Raw genomic sequence first — 16,039 nt, forward strand, 5'->3', positions numbered from 1 at the left:
GGATCGAGGACGGCAACCCCGTGACACGCCTGACCATCAACCGTCGCACCATCATGCTGACGGCGGCCGCCGCCTCGGGAGCGGCGCTGACCGGCAGACCCGGCCGGCCCGCCCTGGCGCAGGGCGCCGTGGCCCCGATCGGCAACGCCGCGCACTACCGCTTCCGGGTGGGGGAGGTCGCCGCGACGGTGCTGAGCGACGGCGTGATCGGCGGGCCGCCCCGGGTCTACGCCAGCGACGCGCCGGAGGCCGAGCTGGGTGCGGTGCTGCGGAACGCCTTTCTCCCCGCCGACCACATGACGCTGAACCTCAACACGCTGCTGATCGAGACGGGCGGGCGCCGCATCCTGCTCGAGGCGGGGGCCGGGCAGAGCATGGGGCCGAATGGCGGGCGCCTTTTCGCCAACCTCGCCGCGGTCGGGCTGACGCCGGGCGACATCGACGCCGTCGTCGTCTCCCACGCCCATCCCGACCATGTCGGCAACCTGCGCGCGCCGGATGGCGGCCGCGCCTTCCCGCGGGCCGCGGTCTTCGTGCCCCGCGCAGACTGGGACTTCTTCGTCCGCGGCGAGCCCGACCTGTCCTACATGCCCGTGCCGGCGGAGTTCCGGCGCAACTTCGCCGCCGCCATCAAGCGCGGCCTGGAGCCCGTCTCGCGCGACGTGCGGCTCTACGAGGCCGGGCAGGAGATCGTGCCGGGCCTCACCACCATCGCCGCCTCCGGCCACACGCCGGGCATGGCCGCCCTCCTGGTCCATTCCGGGCGCGACCAGCTGCTGCTGACGGCGGACCTCGCCTACCTCCCCGTCATCAACATCGACCGCAACTGGCGGCCGGGGCCGGACCGCGACAAGGACGCCGCGCTGGAGGCGCGCCGCCGGATCTTCGACCGGGCGGCGGCCGACCGGCTCCTCGTCCTCGGCTTCCACTACCCCTTTCCCGGCCTGGGGCGGATGCTGAGGACGGACACGGGCTACGCCTGGGTCCCCGCCCCCTGGCAGTTCTGACCGCCCGCCGGCTGCCGTGAGGCCCCGGACCTCGCCCGGTCCGGTGGGGCGGGACACGGGCCGGCCGCGCCATCGGGCAGGGATGGGACGGAGGCGTCCGGGAGCGGCGCCGGGGTCACCGGGGTGCCTCCCGGCGCAGCTGCTGCTCGCGCAGGAAGATGAAGAGCCCGGCGCCGATGATGATGGCGGCCCCGGCCAGGGTCAGCGGCCCGATCACCTCGCCGAAGAAGAGGTAGCCGAAGAGCATGCCCCAGAGGATCAGCGTGTACTGGTAGGGCACCACCACGGAGGCCGGCGCGATCCGCAGCGCCTGGTTCACGCAGAGATTGCCGCCCAGCGAGCCGATGCCGAGGAACAGCATGAGCACGAAGTCCGTGATCCCGGGCGGCGTCCAGCCCTGCGTCAGGACGAGCACGGCGCCGAAGAGGAGCGCGGCCAGGAGCTGTGCCGTCATCAGCACCGTCCCCGGCACGCCCGCCAGCTGGCGGGTGGTGATGAGGAAGAGGGCGTAGCTGAAGCTGCCCGCCAGGGCGCAGACCGCGCCGAAGGAGAGGGAGGAGGGCGAGGGGTGCAGCGCGAGCACGACGCCGCCGAACCCCACCGCCACGGCCGTCCAGCGGCGCCAGCCGACCCGCTCCCCCAGCAGGAAGGGAGAGAGGGCGGTCACGTAGATCGGGCCGGCCATGTAGTAGGTCATGACCTCCGCCAGGGGCAGCTCCGTGAGCGCCCAGAAGAAGAGCGAGGATTCCAGGGTGGAGAAGGCCACGCGCAAGAGTTGCAGCCCCGGGCGCGGCGCCCGGAGGAAGGCGGGGGAACCGGCCGCCCGGATCGAGGGCGCCATGGCGCAGAGCCCGGCGACGCTGCGCACCAGCAGCAGCTGCCCCACCGTGTAGGAGCCGACCAGCCATTTGCCGAGCGTGTCGTTGACGGCGAAGAGGAGCACGCCGAGCAGCATCATGACGACGCCGCCGGTGGCGCCCGCGGGCAGGCTGCCCGGGCGCGGAGATGAGAGCACGGCCGTTTTCCACCCCTTGCGGCCCTTTCCGCCCGCGACGGGGGCCGGGCCGCAGCACTAGCGACGCGGGGTGATCCTGAAAAGCCCGGGGTGGCGCGGCCGCCGCGATGCCGGCAGCCCTCCTGCCCTGGGCTCCTCCTCCATGTGGCGGGAGGGATGGCTGGGGAACCGCGCGGGCGCCGGGGAGGGCGGCGCCGGGCGGTGGCGGCCTGGACCCCTGCGGCGGTTGCGCGCCTAATGCGCGGGCGGGGGTAGGACGAGCGCCGCACCTGCGCGAGGTGAAGGGTGGAAACGATGCGGAACCCCGGTGCAACCAACCCCGGTATGGGGAACCCCGGTATCTGGACCGTGGTGGTGGCCGCCGCGGTCGCGGCCTCCATGGCCATGGGAATCCGCCAGACCCTCGGCCTTTTCCTCCTGCCCCTGAGCGCGGAGACGGGCGTCTCCGTCGTCACGCTCGGGCTCGCCGTCGCGCTGCACAACCTGACCTGGGGGATCGCCCAGCCGGTGACCGGCGCGCTCGGCGACCGCTACGGCGCCGGGCGGGTCGCCGCCGTCGGCGGGCTGCTCTACGCGGCCGGCCTCGGCCTTGTCGTGCTGCACCCATCCCCCCTCACGGCCGTGCTGGGGATCGGGGTCCTGACGGGGCTGGGCGTGGGGTGCGCGGGGACCGGCAGCGTCATCGCGGCCGTGGGGCGAGCGGCCCCGCCGGAGCGCCGGGGCAGCATGCTCGGCCTGGCCGCCGCCGGCGGATCGGTCGGGCAGGCGATGCTGGTGCCCTACGCGCAGCTGGGCATGGGCTGGTTCGGCGCGGTCGCGGCGCTGGGCGCGATGGCCGCCATGGCGCTGCTCATCGTGCCGGCCGCGCGCGCCATGGAGTGGTCGCCGCGCAATCCGCTGGCGCCGCGGCGCGCCCTGTCCGAGCTGCCCGGCCTCGCCCGGACCGCCCTGCGGGAGCGGGACTTCGCCCTGCTGACGCTCGGCTTCTTCGCCTGCGGCTTTCAGCTGGCCTTCCTGACCACCCACCTGCCGACGCATCTCGCGCTCTGCGGCATGCCGCCCTGGCTCGGCGCCACCGCGCTGATGCTGGTGGGGCTGTTCAACATCCCGGGGTCCTGGCTCTGCGGCCGGCTCGGCGGCGTCATCCGGCCGGAGGTGGCACTGGGCGCGATCTACCTCGTCCGCAGCCTCGCGATCGCGCTCTTTGCCACCCTGCCCGTGACGGAATGGGGCACGCTGCTCTTCGCCGCGGTGCTCGGCTCCATCTGGCTCGGTTCCGTGCCGCTGACGGCCGCGGCCATCTCCCGGCGATTCGGGGTGGCTGACCTCGGGGCGCTCTACGGCGTCTGCTTCTTCAGCCACCAGATCGGTGGCTTCCTCGGGGCGGGCGCGGCGGCGATCCTGGTGGAGAGGACGGGCAGCTACGCGGCCTTCTGGCCGGTGATGATCCTCGTCGGGTTCGGCGCGGTCGCCGCCAACTGGACCACGCGCGGGCCGATCCGCGCGGCCGCGGCCGCCTAGGCGTGCCGGGGGCGGCGGAAGGGCCGGCCGGGGTGTGGCGGGTCCGGACGCGACCCGCGCCATTGTCTTGCCGCGTGTTCATAAACTAGCCTCCCTGGGGATGGCGCACGAAGCGCCGCCGAGGAGGAAATCATGACGTCCCACCCCGCGTGGCGTCCGGCGCTGGCCGGTGTTCTCTCCCTTGCCCTCTCGCTCCCGGCCCTGGCCCAGCAGCCCGCGGCGCCGCCGGCCTGGGCGCAGGGCCGCACGGGAGACCAGGCGAACTCCCCCCTAGCCCCCCACGCGCCGCGGCTGACGGCGACGCCGGCCGACCGCATCCCGCTGGACTCCCTCCGCCTGCCCGAGGGCTTCCGGGCGGAGGTCTGGGCCTCCGGCATGCCGGGTGCGCGCATGATGGCGCGGGGCGAGGACGGGACGGTCTATGTCGGCACGCGCGCCATCGGCCGCGTCTACGCCGTGAAGGAGGAGGGCGGGAACCGGACCTCGCGCGTCCTGGCGCAGCGGCTGGACAACCCGAACGGCGTGGCGGTGCGGGACGGCGCGCTCTACGTCATCGCGATCAACCGCGTGCTGCGCTACGACAACATCGCGGCGAACCCGAACGCCGAGCCGGTGGACATGACTGCGGCCTTCAACCTGCCGACGGAAGCGCATCACGGCTGGAAGTTCGCGGCCTTCGGCCCGGACGGCAAGCTGTACATGAACATCGGCGTGCCCTGTAACACCTGCACCTTCGATGAGAACCGGCACGCACTGATCGTGCGCTACAACCCCGATGGCTCGGGCCGCGAGGTGATGGGCCACGGTGTGCGCAACTCCGTGGGCTTCGACTGGCGGCCGGGCACGAACGTGCTCTACGCCAGCAACAACGGGCGTGACTGGGCGGGGAACGACACGCCCGACGACACGCTGCACCGCCTCTCCCGCCCCGGCGAGCATCACGGCTTCCCCTACTGCTCCGGCAACGCCTGGCAGGATCCCGGGCACACCGGCCGCAGGTGCTCGGAGTTCCCCGCCCCCGTCGCGCTGCTCGGGCCGCACACGGCGGCGCTGGGGATGCGCTTCTACAACGGCACCATGTTCCCCGAGGCTTATCGCGGCCGCGCCTTCATCGCCCGCCACGGTTCCTGGAACCGCGACGCGAAGAGCGGCTTCGACGTGGTGACGGTGGCGCTGAACGAGGACGGATCGCAGGGCCGGGTGGAGCCCTTCCTGACGGGGCTGCTCGACACGGGCGACAACAGCTTCAAGGGCCGGCCGACCGACGTGCTGGTGATGCCCGACGGGTCGCTCCTCGTCTCCGACGAGCAGAACGGCGCCATCTACCGCATCACCTACCAGCGGTGACGGGCTTGCGGGCTCTGTTGCTGGGGCTGGCGCTGATGGCGCCCGCCCTTCCCGCCGCGGCGCAGGGAAGCGCGCCCGAGAATGCCGCGCCCCAGAATGCCGCCGTCGCGCGGGGCGAGAGGCTGGCGGCGGAGCGCAGCTGCGGCGCCTGCCACGGCGAGCGGGGCGTCTCCGCCACGCCCTCCATCCCGTCCCTGGCCGGGCAGCAGCGCGAGTTCATCGCGCTGCAGCTCGTGCTGTTCCGCGAGGGGCTGCGCGACGTGGCGGCGATGAAGGAGCCCTCGGAAGGCCTCTCCGACGAGGCGGTGGAGGATCTGGGCGCCTACTTCGCTTCCCTGCGCCACGCCCCGCCGCCGGACCGGGCGCGGCGGAACGTGCCCGCCTACAACAACGGCGCGGCCCTCTCGAACCGGTTGCGCTGCGGCGTCTGCCACCTGCCGAACCTGGTCGGGCAGAACCAGGTGCCGCACATCGCCGGGCAGCGGGAGGAGTACCTGGCGGACACGCTGAAGGCCTATCGCGACAACAACCGGCACGGGACGGACACGCAGATGAACGCCGTGGTCCAGGGGCTGACGGACGCGCAGATCAGCCAGATCGCGCACTACGTCTCGCAGCGCTAGCCCGGCCCGACGCACCCTTCCTGAGCTGTCGTTGCGGGTGGCCGCAGGGGAGGCGTCGCCTCCCCTGAAATCCCTCCACCGGGGTGGCAACGGCCACCCCGGACCCCGCGATCGGGCTGCCGCGGATGCGATGATCGAAGGTGTTTCCGATCTCGGTCCCGCAGATCCTGCCCTTGCAGTCGCTTCGGGTCGATGACCCGAAGCGCACCGTCAGCGGAGTGACTCCAGCTCGAAGAAGAAGATGATGGTGGGAGGTCCGGAGGGAGGAAGAATTCCTTCTTCCTCCCTCTGGCCACGGTGGGCCGCCGAAGGATCAGGACAAGGGAGGCGTCACCCCGGCACGGGCGCGCGGGCCATCTCGCGGTAGGTGAAATCCCCCCCGGCTCCGGCCGCGTCCTGCACCGCCAGATCCAGCAGGTGGTGGTGCGGGGAGCGGGAGCAGGCGGGGTCGGTCGCGGCCGCCTCTCCGGTCAGCGCGAAGGCCTGGCAGCGGCAGCCGCCCCAGTCGCGCTCGCGGTGCTCGCAGCCCTGGCAGGGGCTGGGCATCCAGCCGGTGCCGCGGAAGCGGTTGAAGGCCTCGGAGTGCGTCCAGATCTCGGCCAGGGAGTGATCGCGGACGTTTGGGAAGCTGAAGCCGGGCAGGCTCTCGGCGGCGTGGCAGGGCAGGGCGAGCCCGGCCGGGGAGACGGCGATGAAGGACCGGCCCCAGCCCCCCATGCAGGCCTTGGGCCGGTGCGCGTGGTAGTCCGGCACCACGTAGTCGATGACGAGGCGGCCCTGCAGCCGCGCGCGGGCCTCCGCCACGACGGCGGTCGCGGCGTCGAGCTGGGTGCGGCTGGGCAGCAGGGCGTCGCGGTTCCGCAGCGCCCAGCCGTAGTATTGGACATGCGCCACCTCCAGCCGCCCGGCGCCGAGGTGCAGCGCGAGGTCGATCAGCGCGGGCAGGCGGTCCAGGTTCTGGCGGTGGACGACGGCGTTGAGGGTCAGTGGAAGGCCGGCCTCATGGACGGCCCCGGCGAAGAGGAGCTTGCGGGCGTGGCCGCCGCGCAGCCCGCCGATCCGGTCGGCGGAGGCCTCCTCGGCGTCCTGGACGGAGAGTTGGACGTGGTCCAGCCCCGCATCGGCCAGGGCCCGCAGCTTCGCCGCGTCCAGCAGCACGCCGGACGTGATGAGGTTGGAGTAGAGGCCGGCGCGGGCGGCGTGGGCGACGATCTCCGGCAGGTCGCGCCGCGCCGCGGGCTCTCCGCCGGAGAGGTGGAGCTGGAGCACGCCGAGCGCGGCCGCCTCATGGAACACGCGGCCCCAGGTCTCGGTATCCAGCTCCGCCGAGGCGCGGGAGAGCTCGACGGGGTTGGAGCAGTAGGGGCAGCGCAGGGGGCAGCGGTGGGTGAGTTCCGCGAGCAGACCCAAGGGCTTCAAGGGTGGGGGTGGGGGAGGGGTCATGCCGTGACCACCCCCTTGGCGTGCAGGTCGCTCAGCAGGGCGAGCACGTCGGCGGCGATCGCCTCGCGCGGGGCGTCGTACCGGGCGGCGAGGTCGTCCACGATCGCGTCCACGCTGCGGGCGCCATCCATCAGGCGGAGGACCTCCAGCGCGATCTCGTCCGGCACGAAGAGGCGCTCCGGCCCCACCACCACCCAGCGGGCGCGCGCCGCGTCCTCGCGCAGGCGCATGCCGCGGGCGAAGCGGGGGATGCTGGCGGGCGCGACCGTCACGGCACGTCCGGGACGAAGGCGCCCGGCGGCGGCAGGCCCGGGGCGACATAGGCGTGGTGCAGGGCGTCGAGCTGCGCCCAGAGGAGGTCGCACTTGAAGCGCAGCGCGGCCAGCACCGCCTCCTGCTGCGGGCGCGTCCGCGCCTCCCGCGTCACGTAGTCCAGGGCGAAGGCGACGTCCTGGGGCGCCTGGGTCAGACGCGGGGTGAAGTAGGCCAGAGTCGCCTCGTCCACGAAGGGGTAGGCGCGGAGCATGCCGCTGACGCGCTCGGAGATGATGGCCGGGGAGAACATCTCCGTCAGCGAGGAGGCGACCGCCTCCAGCACGCTGCGCTCCCGCACGAAGTGGACATAGGCGTCCACCGCGAAGCGGGTGGCTGGGAGGAGGCCGCGGAGGGAGGTGACGTAGGCGTCCTCCAGCCCGAGGCCGCGGGTGAGGACGAGCCACCGCTCCACCCCGCCGGGCTTGCTGCCGTCGCCGTCATGGTCCTCCAGCCGGCGCCGCCACTCCCGGCGCAGCGCCGTGGTGGAGAGGCGCGCGAGGAGGGAGGCATCCTTCGCGGGGATGCTGGCCTGGTAGTAGTAGCGGTTGAGCGCCCAGGCCTGCACCTGGCCCTTCGTCAGCTTCCCGTCGTGCAGCAGCCGGTGGAAGGGGTGCAGGTTGTGGTAGCGCTCCGCGCCGATGGCGCGCAGCCGCGCCTCCAGTTCTCCGGGCGGGAGGAGCTCGTCCCCGGTCTCGGCCAGCAGCGCGCTCACGCGGTGATCTCCATGCCGTCCTCGGCCACTTCCCAGCCCGCGGCGGCGACCCTCGCGCGCTCCGGGCTGTCCTCCAGCAGAACGGGGTTTGTGTTGTTCAGGTGGACGAAGATGCGGCGCCGCACGCCCAGGCCCTCGAAGGCGGCGAGGGTGCCCCTCTCCCCGGAGACAGACATGTGCCCCATGCGGGCGCCCGTCTTGGGGCCGGCACCCGCGAGGATCATCTCGTCATCCCGCCAGAGCGTGCCATCGAAGAGCACGGTCGCGGCGCCGCGGAGGCGGTCGCGGAGGGCGTCTGTCATCGCCGCGCAGCCCGGGATGAAGTGGACCGCCTCCCCTCCCTCCGCGCGGATAGCGAGGCCGATCGTGGTGCCCGGCTCGCCCGGCTCCGCCTCGTCCCGGCTCTCCTGGTACAGGGGAACCTTGCCCGGGACGGGATAGGCCTCGACGAGGAGGCCGAGCGGCCCTCCCTCGGCGTCCCGCAGCGCCAGCGGCATTCCCAGCGGAAGCTCCCGGCGGGGGACGATGGCGGGGTTCAGGGCGCCGAAGATCGGGTTGGCGGCGAGCACGGCGTGGGTGGAGGCGGTCGCGTAGAGGGCGAAGGGGTGGCGCTCACGCAGGGAGAGGAGGCCGGCCACCGTGTCCACCTCACCCCCGGTGAGGACGGCCGCCGCGAGGGGGGAGTGCCGGACAGCGCCCCGTGCGGGGCGCGGGTGCAGGGCGGGGGTCGCGGCGATCTGCGCCGTCAACTCCGGTGCGGCGTTGATGAGGACCCAGCGCTCGCCATCGGCGCTCACGGCCAGGGCGCATTGGGTGCGGGGGCGGGCGGCCGGATCGCCGGCGCGCGCACGCAGGCAGCCAGGGCCGGCGGAGTTCCACTGCGGGAAACCACCGCCGGCGGCGGCACCGAGCACGATCAGCTTCAGCATCGGTGTCCTGCTCCCCCCGGCTGGGCCGGGGGGCGGCGAATCAGACCTCGGCGCAGGCGTAGGAGTTGATTTCCATCGCGACGGAGATCTCGACGATCTTGGGGGTCTTCCAGGCCATGCTCATCTCTCCTCAGGGGTGCCTTGCGGCAGCCCGGTATTCCTGCTGATCGGGTTGCGGGCGTCAACCGGTCTTTTCGAAGGGCGGCCGGCGGGCAGGCCGGGGCCGCCACAGGAACGGTCCGTACCGGAGCGGGTTGCGGGCGCCCGGCCGGGCCCGGCCGGGAGGCGACCGTGGCATGGGGTCTGGGCTGGCACGAAAATGGCTAAATGGCTCAGGAAATGGGCCGGTGCTAGGCTCCGGCCCCCGGATTTCCCTGCTTTCACCCCTGAGTTCAGGACCTGCAATGCTTTCACGCCGCGTGCTTCTTGGCTCCGCCGCTGCCGTCGCCGCCGCCGGCACGGCCCGGGCCCAGCCCTCCTACCCGGACCGCCCCATCCGCCTGATCTGCCCCTACCCCGCCGGCGGCGCGACGGATGTCCTGACGCGCATCCTGGCCGATGGCATGCGCGAGCGTCTGGGCCAGCCGGTGGTGGTGGAGAACCGCTCCGGCGCGGGCGGGAATATCGGCGTGGACGCGGTCGCGAAGTCCACCCCGGACGGCTACGTGCTGGGAACGGCCCCGGTGGGCAACTTTGTCATCAACCCCTTCCTCTACGCCACCATGCCCTACGACCCCGTGCGCGACCTCACCCCCGTCTCGCTGACCTGGGAGGTGCCGAACGTCGCCGTGGTGGCCGGGAAGTTCGTGCCGGCGCGCAGCTTCCAGGAGTTCCTGACCTGGGCGAAGGCCAAGCCGGGAGGGGTGGTCTACGGCACCTCCGGGGTGGGCACCTCGGCGCATCTCTGCTCGGAGCTGCTGTTCAAGCGCGCGGGCGTGGCCTGCACCCACATCCCCTTCCGCAGCGCGGCGCAGGTAATCCCGGCGATGCTATCGGGCGACGTGGACTTCGCGATCGACAACCTCGCCTCCTACGCCGGCGTGATCCAGCAGGGGGCGATGACCGCCCTGGGCATCACGACGGAGAGGCGCTGGCCGACGATGCCGCAGGTCCCCACCATGGCGGAAGCGGGGATCCCCGATTTCGTGGTCACGGCCTGGTCCGCGCTGATCGGCCCGGCGGGGCTGCCCGGGCCCGTCCAGGAGCGGCTGGCGGCGGCGGTGCAGGGCGTGGCGGCGGACCCGGCGGTCCTGCAGCGTTTCCTCGTCGCGGGGGGGCAGGCCCTGGCATCCACGCCGGCCGGCGCGCGGGAGCGCATGGACCGGGAACGCCCGATGTGGAAGGAGATGGTGGAGCTGTCCGGCGCCCGCATGGAGTAGGAGCAGCAGCAATCGGCGCGCCCGGCCCCCGGACCTGCCAAAGCTGGACGCGCCGAAGCTGGACGCGCCGAAGCTGGACATGCCGGAGCTGGAGCCGCCGGAGCTGGGCGCGCCGGAGCGGCCGCGCCGCCTGCCGGAGAGGGGTCGCGGAAACCCGTGGAACGCCCGCGCCGTTGCGGCTTCCAGGACGTTGAACACGGCGTCCGGCGACAGGCGAGGGTGGACACATGGCCAGCAAGGCAAGCGCGGCGAACGCCAAGAAGGATGGCGAGGAGAAGGTGAAGGGGACCAAGGTCGCCAAGCCGGCCAAGGGCAACAAGCCGAACGCGCTGCAGCAGCCGCTCCAGCCGTCGGACGCCCTCGCGGAGATCGTGGGCAAGGAGAAGCTCGCCCGGGGCGAGGTGGTCAGCAAGGTCTGGGAATACATCAAGACCAACAAGCTGCAGAACCCGAAGGACGGGCGCGAGATCCTGGCGGACGACAAGCTCCGCGAGGTGTTCGGCAAGGACAAGGTGACGATGTTCGAGATGAACAAGCACCTCGCCCAGCACCTGAAGTAGCGCCCCGCCGCGGCCGGGGGCTCTGCGCCCCCGGTTGGTGGCGCGGGGGGGGGGGGCCGGGCACCGCCGCACGCGGCCTCGGGCGAGCAGCCGGCCGGCATCACGCGTAGACCTGCTGACCCGACCACCCGCTCTCCCCGGAATCTCATCCCGGTCCGAAGCCTTGCGGCGCGAGCCGTCCGTGCGGGAGGGCGCCACGGGAAAGGGCGCGTTCGGTCCCGCGCGGAAAGGTTCCTGCCCGGAGGGGAGCGGGCGAAGGCTGCCCGCCCCGCGTCAGGCGGGCTTCCGCGTCCAGGTGAGGCAGCCGCCGCCGAGGCTGGATCGGCCGACCATAAGTGCCCCGTTCCGGTAGAGGCCCATGACCGAGCCGCCCCCGCTCAGGTCCACCGCCAGCAGCTCGCCGGACGGATCGCTCCAGGCCACGCGGCCACCGCTGGCGGTGGCCGCCGCGAAGCTCGCCTCCACGCCGTGGCCGGCGGGGTAGAGCACCATCGTCACCGGCATCCCCGCCGGCGGCAGGGCCGCGACCGGGCCGGCGAGGAGGATGAGGGCGGCGAGCAGGCTGGCCAGGACGGTGCCCCCGCGGGATGGCCCAAGGGGTGTTCCAGGGGGCGGATCGGGCCGGCGCATCAGCCACAGCGCGGCGCCGAGCGGCGGCAGCCCCGTGGCGAGCAGCCAGCCGACATCCCAGGCCAGGGGATCCGGCACGTCCACGCGGACGCGGTGGATGCCGATGATCCAGTGGAAGACGACCACGTCCACCGCCTGCCACAGGGCGAAGCCGAGGCAGATGCTGCCCAGCAGCCGCGGGCCCGCCAGCGGCAGGCCTCCTCTCGTGCGCCAGAGGCCGAGGAGCCCGAGCGCGGCGAGGAGGTACACCGCCACGTGGAACAGCCCGTCCGCCAGGATCTGGGTGCGGATGTCCTGCATGGACTCGCCGGGGACCAGGGAGAGGAAGTGGTGCCACTGAAGCACCTGGTGCAGCAGAATGCCGTCGAAGAAGCCGCCGAGGCAGAAGCCGAGAAGGCCGGCCGAGAGGAACAGGCCGCGGGACGGCCTCGACCCGGGCGCTCCGCGCGCCGTGCCGCCGGAGGGGATGGAGGCGGCGCTCATTCTGCTCTCCCGCAGCTCTGCGAGAACCCTTGTGCTGCACGGGGCGCGATCGCCCCCTAACCTGGGCTACCTGCGGGAGAGGCGGCGGCCGGTCTCCCCAAGGCGTGACCGGGAAGCCGCCGGATGCCCGCGCACCTCGCTGATCCGGAGAAGGTCCCGGTCATCGTCCGGACTGCCCCATCGGATCACCCCCGATGCAGGGTGCTGCGGAGTTCCGCGCCGAGGATGCCGTGAGCCCCGCCACGCGCCGGAGGGGCCCAGGGCATGCCCGGATGTCAGGCGCGCATGGCGCCGGCTCGCGCGGGTTCCTGCCCGGCCGCACGGATGAGCCCGGCCATCTCGCCCCAGGTCTTGTCCCAGGAGATCTGGGACAGATGTTGGTCCACCTTGCCCAGCCAGGCCTCGCGGGGGCGCAGGAGCACGCGCTCCAGCGCCGTGACGGCCTCCTCCGCGGTCCCGGCGATCTCGACCAGCCCCGCCTCGCCCCAGGGCCTGACGACGTCGGCGATGGGGGTGGAGACGGCGGGCACGCCGGCCGCCAGGTATTCGGGCGTCTTCGTCGGGCTGATGAAGCGCGTGGCCTCGTTGATCGCGAAGGGCATAAGGCCCGCATCCCAGTGGGCGAGATGGGCGGGGAGCTCCGCATAGGCGCGGCCACCCAGCCAGTGGATGTTCGCCCGCCTCGGCAGCGACGCGGGGTCGATCTTCACGACGGGGCCGATCATGATGAAGGACCAGTCGGGCCGGCGCTCCGCGCAGGCCGCCAGCAGTTCCAGGTCGAGCCGCTCGTCCACCACGCCGAACCAGCCGATCCGGGGGCCGGGGATGCCCTGTAGCCCGGACGGCTCCGGGAGGCCTCCGGCGCGCGCCTGCACGAAGTGGTGCCTGTCGATCGAGGAGGGAAAGCAGTGGACATCCGGCCGGATGGCGCGCTTCGCCTCGTAAAGGGACTGCCCGCCGGTGAAGACAAGGTCGGCGCGGCGCATGAGGCGCCGCTCCTCGATCAGCATCTGCGGCGAGGCGCCCTTGAACGCGGAGAGCTCGTCCATGCAGTCATAGACTGTCAGTCCCGGCGACAGGTGGCCCGCCACGGCCTGGGCCAGCGGGGTGTAGTACCACAGCACGTCGGGCTGGCCGGCCTCGGCGACCAGGGCATCGAGGAGCGAGCGCTGCACCCGCTCGACGCTGCCGGGAACGCCGTCCCAGTAGGGGAGGACCGGCGTGGCGATCTCGATGCCCTCCGCCGCGCGGCGGCGCGCCAGCCGCGGCAGGTCGGGGCCGGGCGGCTCGAAGCGCGGCTCCTCGAAATAGATCACGCGCCAGTCCCGCGCGGCGCGGGAGAGCAGGTGTTGCGGGCGCTGAAGCACCAAATCCCATGGCAGGTGCGACATGCAGAGGAGAAGAGGGGGGCGCGGCGTTCCGCTAAGTCGAATCATAGGGTCGTAAGTACGGGAGGGGCCGTTGCGTCACCCGCTCCTATGATACCGGCGCGATGAACGCTGCGTGATGAGGGGCGCGGCGCACCCCTCCGCCCCGTCGCTCACGGCGCCCCGCAGAGGGCGCGGAACAGCCCGCGCTGCGCGGAGAGCTCGGCAGAGAGCGGCTCGTGGACGGGCCGCTCGCCCTCTCCGTCCCGGAGCTCCAGCAGGCCGTTCGGGCAGTAGCGGTCGTCGTCCCAGCCGGGATGCGACAGGACGGGGTAGAGGCAGATCCCCTCCATCGGCACGCCGGCGCGCATGGCGGCGCGCACCTCCTCCCCGACGTAGCGGAACCAGGGGGCGCGCCTCTCCCCCTCGATGCTCGTCTCGGCCATGAAGACAGGCCGGCCGTAGCGCGCGTGGACGGCCACCAGCAGGTCGCGGAGCGGCGTGTGCCGGGGATCGCCGGGCAGCAGCGGCTCGCGCTCGCCGCCATGGAGCCACTGGTTGTTCCAGTAGTAGTTGACCCCGAGCACGTCGAGCATGTCGGGCGAGCCGCCCAGCCCCGGGGCCAGGCGGCCGGCGATCATGTCCCAGGCGTGAAACTGCCCCTCGTTGCGGCCCCTCGCATCGGTAGGGTCCTGGCCCGGGCGCGGGACGATGCTGATGATCGGGTCGATCGCCAGGATCCGCGCGCCCGGCGCCGCCTCCCGCACGGCACGGGTGCCGGCCAGGGCGGCGCGCACCAGCTGGCACTTCAGGTCTCCGGCGCGCTCGGGGTCGGTGTCGCACGGGTTCATCAGCCCGGCCTCCCCGCCGGCCCAGGCGAAGAAGGAGATCTCGTTCACCGGGCACACCATGGGCGCCTCGCCGGTCTCCTCCAGGTGCAGCCTGGCGAAGGCGCGGGAATAGGCGGCGAAACGGTCCACGAAGGCCGCGGAATAGACGTCCAGCCCGTCGGGCCAGCCGTAGTGGCAGAGGTCCCAGGCCACCTGCGTCCCCGTCTCCCGCGCCGCCCGGATCGCGGGCAGGGCGGAGGACCAGTCGTAATGGCCGGGCGCCGTCTCGATCAGGTGCCAGCGCACGCCGTCGCGCACCGAGCGGATCCCGTGGCCGGCCAGCTGCCGGTAGTCCGCGGCGACGAGGGCGTCGTGCCGCGTGCTCCGCAGCAGGTCCAGCCGCTGCCCGTCCCGGCGGCGATGGGTGGAGCACTCGAAGCCGCCGAGGAAGAAGCTGCGGAAGAGGCTCGGCCGGAAGGCCAGTTCCGGCGCGGTGCCAGTAGGGGCGGGGGCAGGGGCGGGGGCAGGGCTGCCGCCCTCCGGGAAGCTCCGGTCGGCGGTGCGGGCGTCGTCGGGGCTGGGCTGCATCGGGGGCTTCGTCAGGCTATGGGTCAGGCTGGGGGTTCAGGCTGTGGCGGCGCGGCGCTTCGCGCCGGTCTCGAGGATGATCCGGGCGGCCGCGTCCACGCCGCCCCCGCCCGTGATGAGGGCTTTCGCGCGGTCGCGCATGATCCCCGTCTCGCCGGGCCTGTCGAGCACGGCGCGGAAGGCGCCCTCCAGCGCCTCCGGGGTCACGGCATCCGGGAGGAAGCTGTGCGCGGCCCCCTGCCGCCCGAGGGCCTCGCCGAGCAGAAGGGTCTCGGAGATCGGGCCGGGCACGAGCACCATGGGCGTGCCGAGGGCGGCGGCCTCGTGCATCGTGCTCGTCCCCTCGCCGATGACGATGTCGGCCGCGCTGATGTGCCGCAGGGCCTCGGCCTGGGGCACCACGCCCTCCAGCCGCACCCAGTCCGGGAAGGCCTCCAGCCCGAGGATGCCGCGCAGCTCCTCGCGGTCGTGCACGGCCAGCAGGTGCAGCCGCAGCCCGGGATGGGGGCCCCTCTGCAGCCGCTCCGCCGCCCGGTAGACGGCCGTGAGGACGCGGATGCCGAATTCCCTGGTGAAGGGGAAGTTCCGGACCGCGTAGAGGATCATCGGGCTTCCCGGCTCCGCACCGAGGCCCGCCCGCGCCTCCTCCCGCCCCGGCACAGCGGCCAGGTCCAGGAAGGGGCCGGTCCTCGTGATCAGGTCCTCGACCAGCGACATCTCCTCGGGCAGGGCCACGAGAGGGGCATAGGCCCAGATGATGGCATCCATCTGGCGCATCATCGGCCAGTCGCCGAAGAGCTCGTCGCCCACCGGCGGGATGGGGATGGAGACCCAGGCGGCCCGGGGGACGCAGGCGCGCAGCGGGAAGAGGTAGCGCGCCGTATCGTCCACGATGACGTCCGCGTCCCCGAAGCAGGCGGTGGTGACGGCGTTCCGGTTCTGCCGGGAGATCGGGGGCAGCAGGCGGGGCTGGTAGCCCATCCGCATCGTCATCTCGATGTTGGGCGGCCGCAGCCGGACGGTGTCGATCACGTACTCGACCTGCACGGAAGGATCCGCGCGCTTGAGGGCACGGGCCAGGGTCGCCGTCCGGGAGACATGGCCGATGCCGCCCTCCACGCAGGGCAGCATGATCACCTTCATGGAAGCGGTCCTGTCCGAGATTTCATAAATTCCCCGCTCTGTCGCCCAGACCTTGACGCACCGCTGACGGAAAAGTTCCGGACTCCCTGCCCCGTCCCATGGGGGAACGGAAAGAGCAAGGCGGCCCGGGAACAAGGCCGATCCACG

At 73.0% G+C, this 16,039-nt stretch carries 16 protein-coding genes; 6 read left to right on the plus strand and 10 right to left on the minus strand.

Annotated elements, in window-relative coordinates; translation table 11 throughout:
- Window positions 1–20 precede the first annotated feature (20 nt).
- The gene (locus VQH23_RS10380) at window positions 21–1,007 is read left to right on the plus strand and encodes an MBL fold metallo-hydrolase (RefSeq protein ID WP_338665566.1); all 987 of its coding nucleotides are present in this window, start codon (window positions 21–23) and stop codon (window positions 1,005–1,007) included.
- A gap of 115 nt (window positions 1,008–1,122) precedes the next feature.
- Here VQH23_RS10380 and VQH23_RS10385 read toward each other — a convergent pair whose 3' ends face one another.
- Window positions 1,123–2,022: a DMT family transporter gene (locus tag VQH23_RS10385; RefSeq protein WP_338665567.1), complete on the minus strand. Its 900-nt coding sequence runs from the start codon at window positions 2,020–2,022 to the stop codon at window positions 1,123–1,125.
- A 294-nt stretch (window positions 2,023–2,316) separates the two neighbouring features.
- Between VQH23_RS10385 and VQH23_RS10390 the strand changes: the two genes are divergently transcribed.
- From VQH23_RS10390 to VQH23_RS10400, 3 genes are all read left to right on the plus strand, one after another.
- Entirely contained in the window at window positions 2,317–3,543 is a 1,227-nt protein-coding gene (locus VQH23_RS10390) for an MFS transporter (protein WP_338665568.1), read from the plus strand.
- A gap of 132 nt (window positions 3,544–3,675) precedes the next feature.
- Entirely contained in the window at window positions 3,676–4,890 is a 1,215-nt protein-coding gene (locus tag VQH23_RS10395; RefSeq protein ID WP_338665569.1) for a PQQ-dependent sugar dehydrogenase, read from the plus strand.
- Between the two features lie 5 nt (window positions 4,891–4,895).
- On the plus strand, window positions 4,896–5,513 hold the full coding sequence (locus VQH23_RS10400; protein WP_338665570.1) for a c-type cytochrome: 618 nt from the start codon (window positions 4,896–4,898) through the stop codon (window positions 5,511–5,513).
- A 330-nt stretch (window positions 5,514–5,843) separates the two neighbouring features.
- Here the strand turns inward: VQH23_RS10400 and pqqE are convergent, their stop codons facing one another.
- Genes pqqE through pqqA form a run of 5 tightly spaced genes read right to left on the minus strand, consistent with a single transcriptional unit; the run spans window position 5,844 to window position 9,036 of the window.
- Window positions 5,844–6,956: a pyrroloquinoline quinone biosynthesis protein PqqE gene (pqqE, locus tag VQH23_RS10405; RefSeq protein ID WP_338665571.1), complete on the minus strand. Its 1,113-nt coding sequence runs from the start codon at window positions 6,954–6,956 to the stop codon at window positions 5,844–5,846.
- Window positions 6,953–7,228: a pyrroloquinoline quinone biosynthesis peptide chaperone PqqD gene (gene pqqD, locus VQH23_RS10410; RefSeq protein WP_338665572.1), complete on the minus strand. Its 276-nt coding sequence runs from the start codon at window positions 7,226–7,228 to the stop codon at window positions 6,953–6,955. The genes pqqE and pqqD overlap by 4 nt, the downstream gene beginning before the upstream one ends.
- On the minus strand, window positions 7,225–7,974 hold the full coding sequence (pqqC, locus tag VQH23_RS10415; protein ID WP_338666087.1) for a pyrroloquinoline-quinone synthase PqqC: 750 nt from the start codon (window positions 7,972–7,974) through the stop codon (window positions 7,225–7,227). Before pqqC ends, pqqD begins: the two co-directional genes overlap by 4 nt.
- A 5-nt stretch (window positions 7,975–7,979) precedes the next feature.
- Window positions 7,980–8,912: a pyrroloquinoline quinone biosynthesis protein PqqB gene (pqqB, locus tag VQH23_RS10420; RefSeq protein WP_338665573.1), complete on the minus strand. Its 933-nt coding sequence runs from the start codon at window positions 8,910–8,912 to the stop codon at window positions 7,980–7,982.
- Between the two features lie 40 nt (window positions 8,913–8,952).
- Entirely contained in the window at window positions 8,953–9,036 is an 84-nt protein-coding gene (pqqA, locus tag VQH23_RS26590) for a pyrroloquinoline quinone precursor peptide PqqA (RefSeq protein ID WP_408904332.1), read from the minus strand.
- 280 nt (window positions 9,037–9,316) lie between these two features.
- On the opposite strand from pqqA, the gene VQH23_RS10425 reads away from it, so the two are divergent.
- Window positions 9,317–10,291 (plus strand): tripartite tricarboxylate transporter substrate binding protein, encoded by a 975-nt coding sequence (locus VQH23_RS10425; protein WP_338665574.1) that lies wholly within the window; start codon window positions 9,317–9,319, stop codon window positions 10,289–10,291.
- A gap of 227 nt (window positions 10,292–10,518) precedes the next feature.
- Complete coding sequence (locus tag VQH23_RS10430; RefSeq protein ID WP_338665575.1) at window positions 10,519–10,851, plus strand: SWIB/MDM2 domain-containing protein; 333 nt, start codon at window positions 10,519–10,521, stop codon at window positions 10,849–10,851.
- A 273-nt stretch (window positions 10,852–11,124) separates the two neighbouring features.
- Here VQH23_RS10430 and VQH23_RS10435 read toward each other — a convergent pair whose 3' ends face one another.
- The 4 genes from VQH23_RS10435 to VQH23_RS10450 all read right to left on the minus strand — a co-directional run bounded on the left by VQH23_RS10435 (window position 11,125) and on the right by VQH23_RS10450 (window position 15,892).
- Window positions 11,125–11,964 carry a DUF2243 domain-containing protein gene (locus VQH23_RS10435; RefSeq protein ID WP_338665576.1) on the minus strand — a complete coding sequence of 280 codons (840 nt, stop codon included), beginning with the start codon at window positions 11,962–11,964 and terminating at the stop codon, window positions 11,125–11,127.
- Window positions 11,965–12,239: 275 nt separating this feature from the next.
- Window positions 12,240–13,355: a glycosyltransferase gene (locus VQH23_RS10440; protein ID WP_338665577.1), complete on the minus strand. Its 1,116-nt coding sequence runs from the start codon at window positions 13,353–13,355 to the stop codon at window positions 12,240–12,242.
- Between the two features lie 149 nt (window positions 13,356–13,504).
- Window positions 13,505–14,749: a beta-glucosidase gene (locus tag VQH23_RS10445; protein ID WP_338665578.1), complete on the minus strand. Its 1,245-nt coding sequence runs from the start codon at window positions 14,747–14,749 to the stop codon at window positions 13,505–13,507.
- Window positions 14,750–14,785: 36 nt separating this feature from the next.
- Window positions 14,786–15,892: a hypothetical protein gene (locus VQH23_RS10450; protein ID WP_338665579.1), complete on the minus strand. Its 1,107-nt coding sequence runs from the start codon at window positions 15,890–15,892 to the stop codon at window positions 14,786–14,788.
- Between the last annotated feature and the right edge of the window lie 147 nt (window positions 15,893–16,039).

This window comes from Pararoseomonas sp. SCSIO 73927 (genome assembly GCF_037040815.1).
Taxonomy (GTDB): domain Bacteria; phylum Pseudomonadota; class Alphaproteobacteria; order Acetobacterales; family Acetobacteraceae; genus Roseomonas.

Bases quoted from the DNA above. Each gene is read 5' to 3' on its own strand.
- VQH23_RS10440 (WP_338665577.1), bottom strand. From the start codon at position 13,355: ATGTCGCACCTGCCATGGGATTTGGTGCTTCAGCGCCCGCAACACCTG.
- pqqA (WP_408904332.1), bottom strand. From the start codon at position 9,036: ATGAGCATGGCCTGGAAGACCCCCAAGATCGTCGAGATCTCCGTCGCG.
- VQH23_RS10435 (WP_338665576.1), bottom strand. From the start codon at position 11,964: ATGAGCGCCGCCTCCATCCCCTCCGGCGGCACGGCGCGCGGAGCGCCC.
- VQH23_RS10425 (WP_338665574.1), top strand. From the start codon at position 9,317: ATGCTTTCACGCCGCGTGCTTCTTGGCTCCGCCGCTGCCGTCGCCGCC.
- VQH23_RS10445 (WP_338665578.1), bottom strand. From the start codon at position 14,749: ATGCAGCCCAGCCCCGACGACGCCCGCACCGCCGACCGGAGCTTCCCG.
- pqqE (WP_338665571.1), bottom strand. From the start codon at position 6,956: ATGACCCCTCCCCCACCCCCACCCTTGAAGCCCTTGGGTCTGCTCGCG.
- VQH23_RS10390 (WP_338665568.1), top strand. From the start codon at position 2,317: ATGCGGAACCCCGGTGCAACCAACCCCGGTATGGGGAACCCCGGTATC.
- VQH23_RS10450 (WP_338665579.1), bottom strand. From the start codon at position 15,892: ATGAAGGTGATCATGCTGCCCTGCGTGGAGGGCGGCATCGGCCATGTC.
- VQH23_RS10395 (WP_338665569.1), top strand. From the start codon at position 3,676: ATGACGTCCCACCCCGCGTGGCGTCCGGCGCTGGCCGGTGTTCTCTCC.
- pqqB (WP_338665573.1), bottom strand. From the start codon at position 8,912: ATGCTGAAGCTGATCGTGCTCGGTGCCGCCGCCGGCGGTGGTTTCCCG.
- VQH23_RS10430 (WP_338665575.1), top strand. From the start codon at position 10,519: ATGGCCAGCAAGGCAAGCGCGGCGAACGCCAAGAAGGATGGCGAGGAG.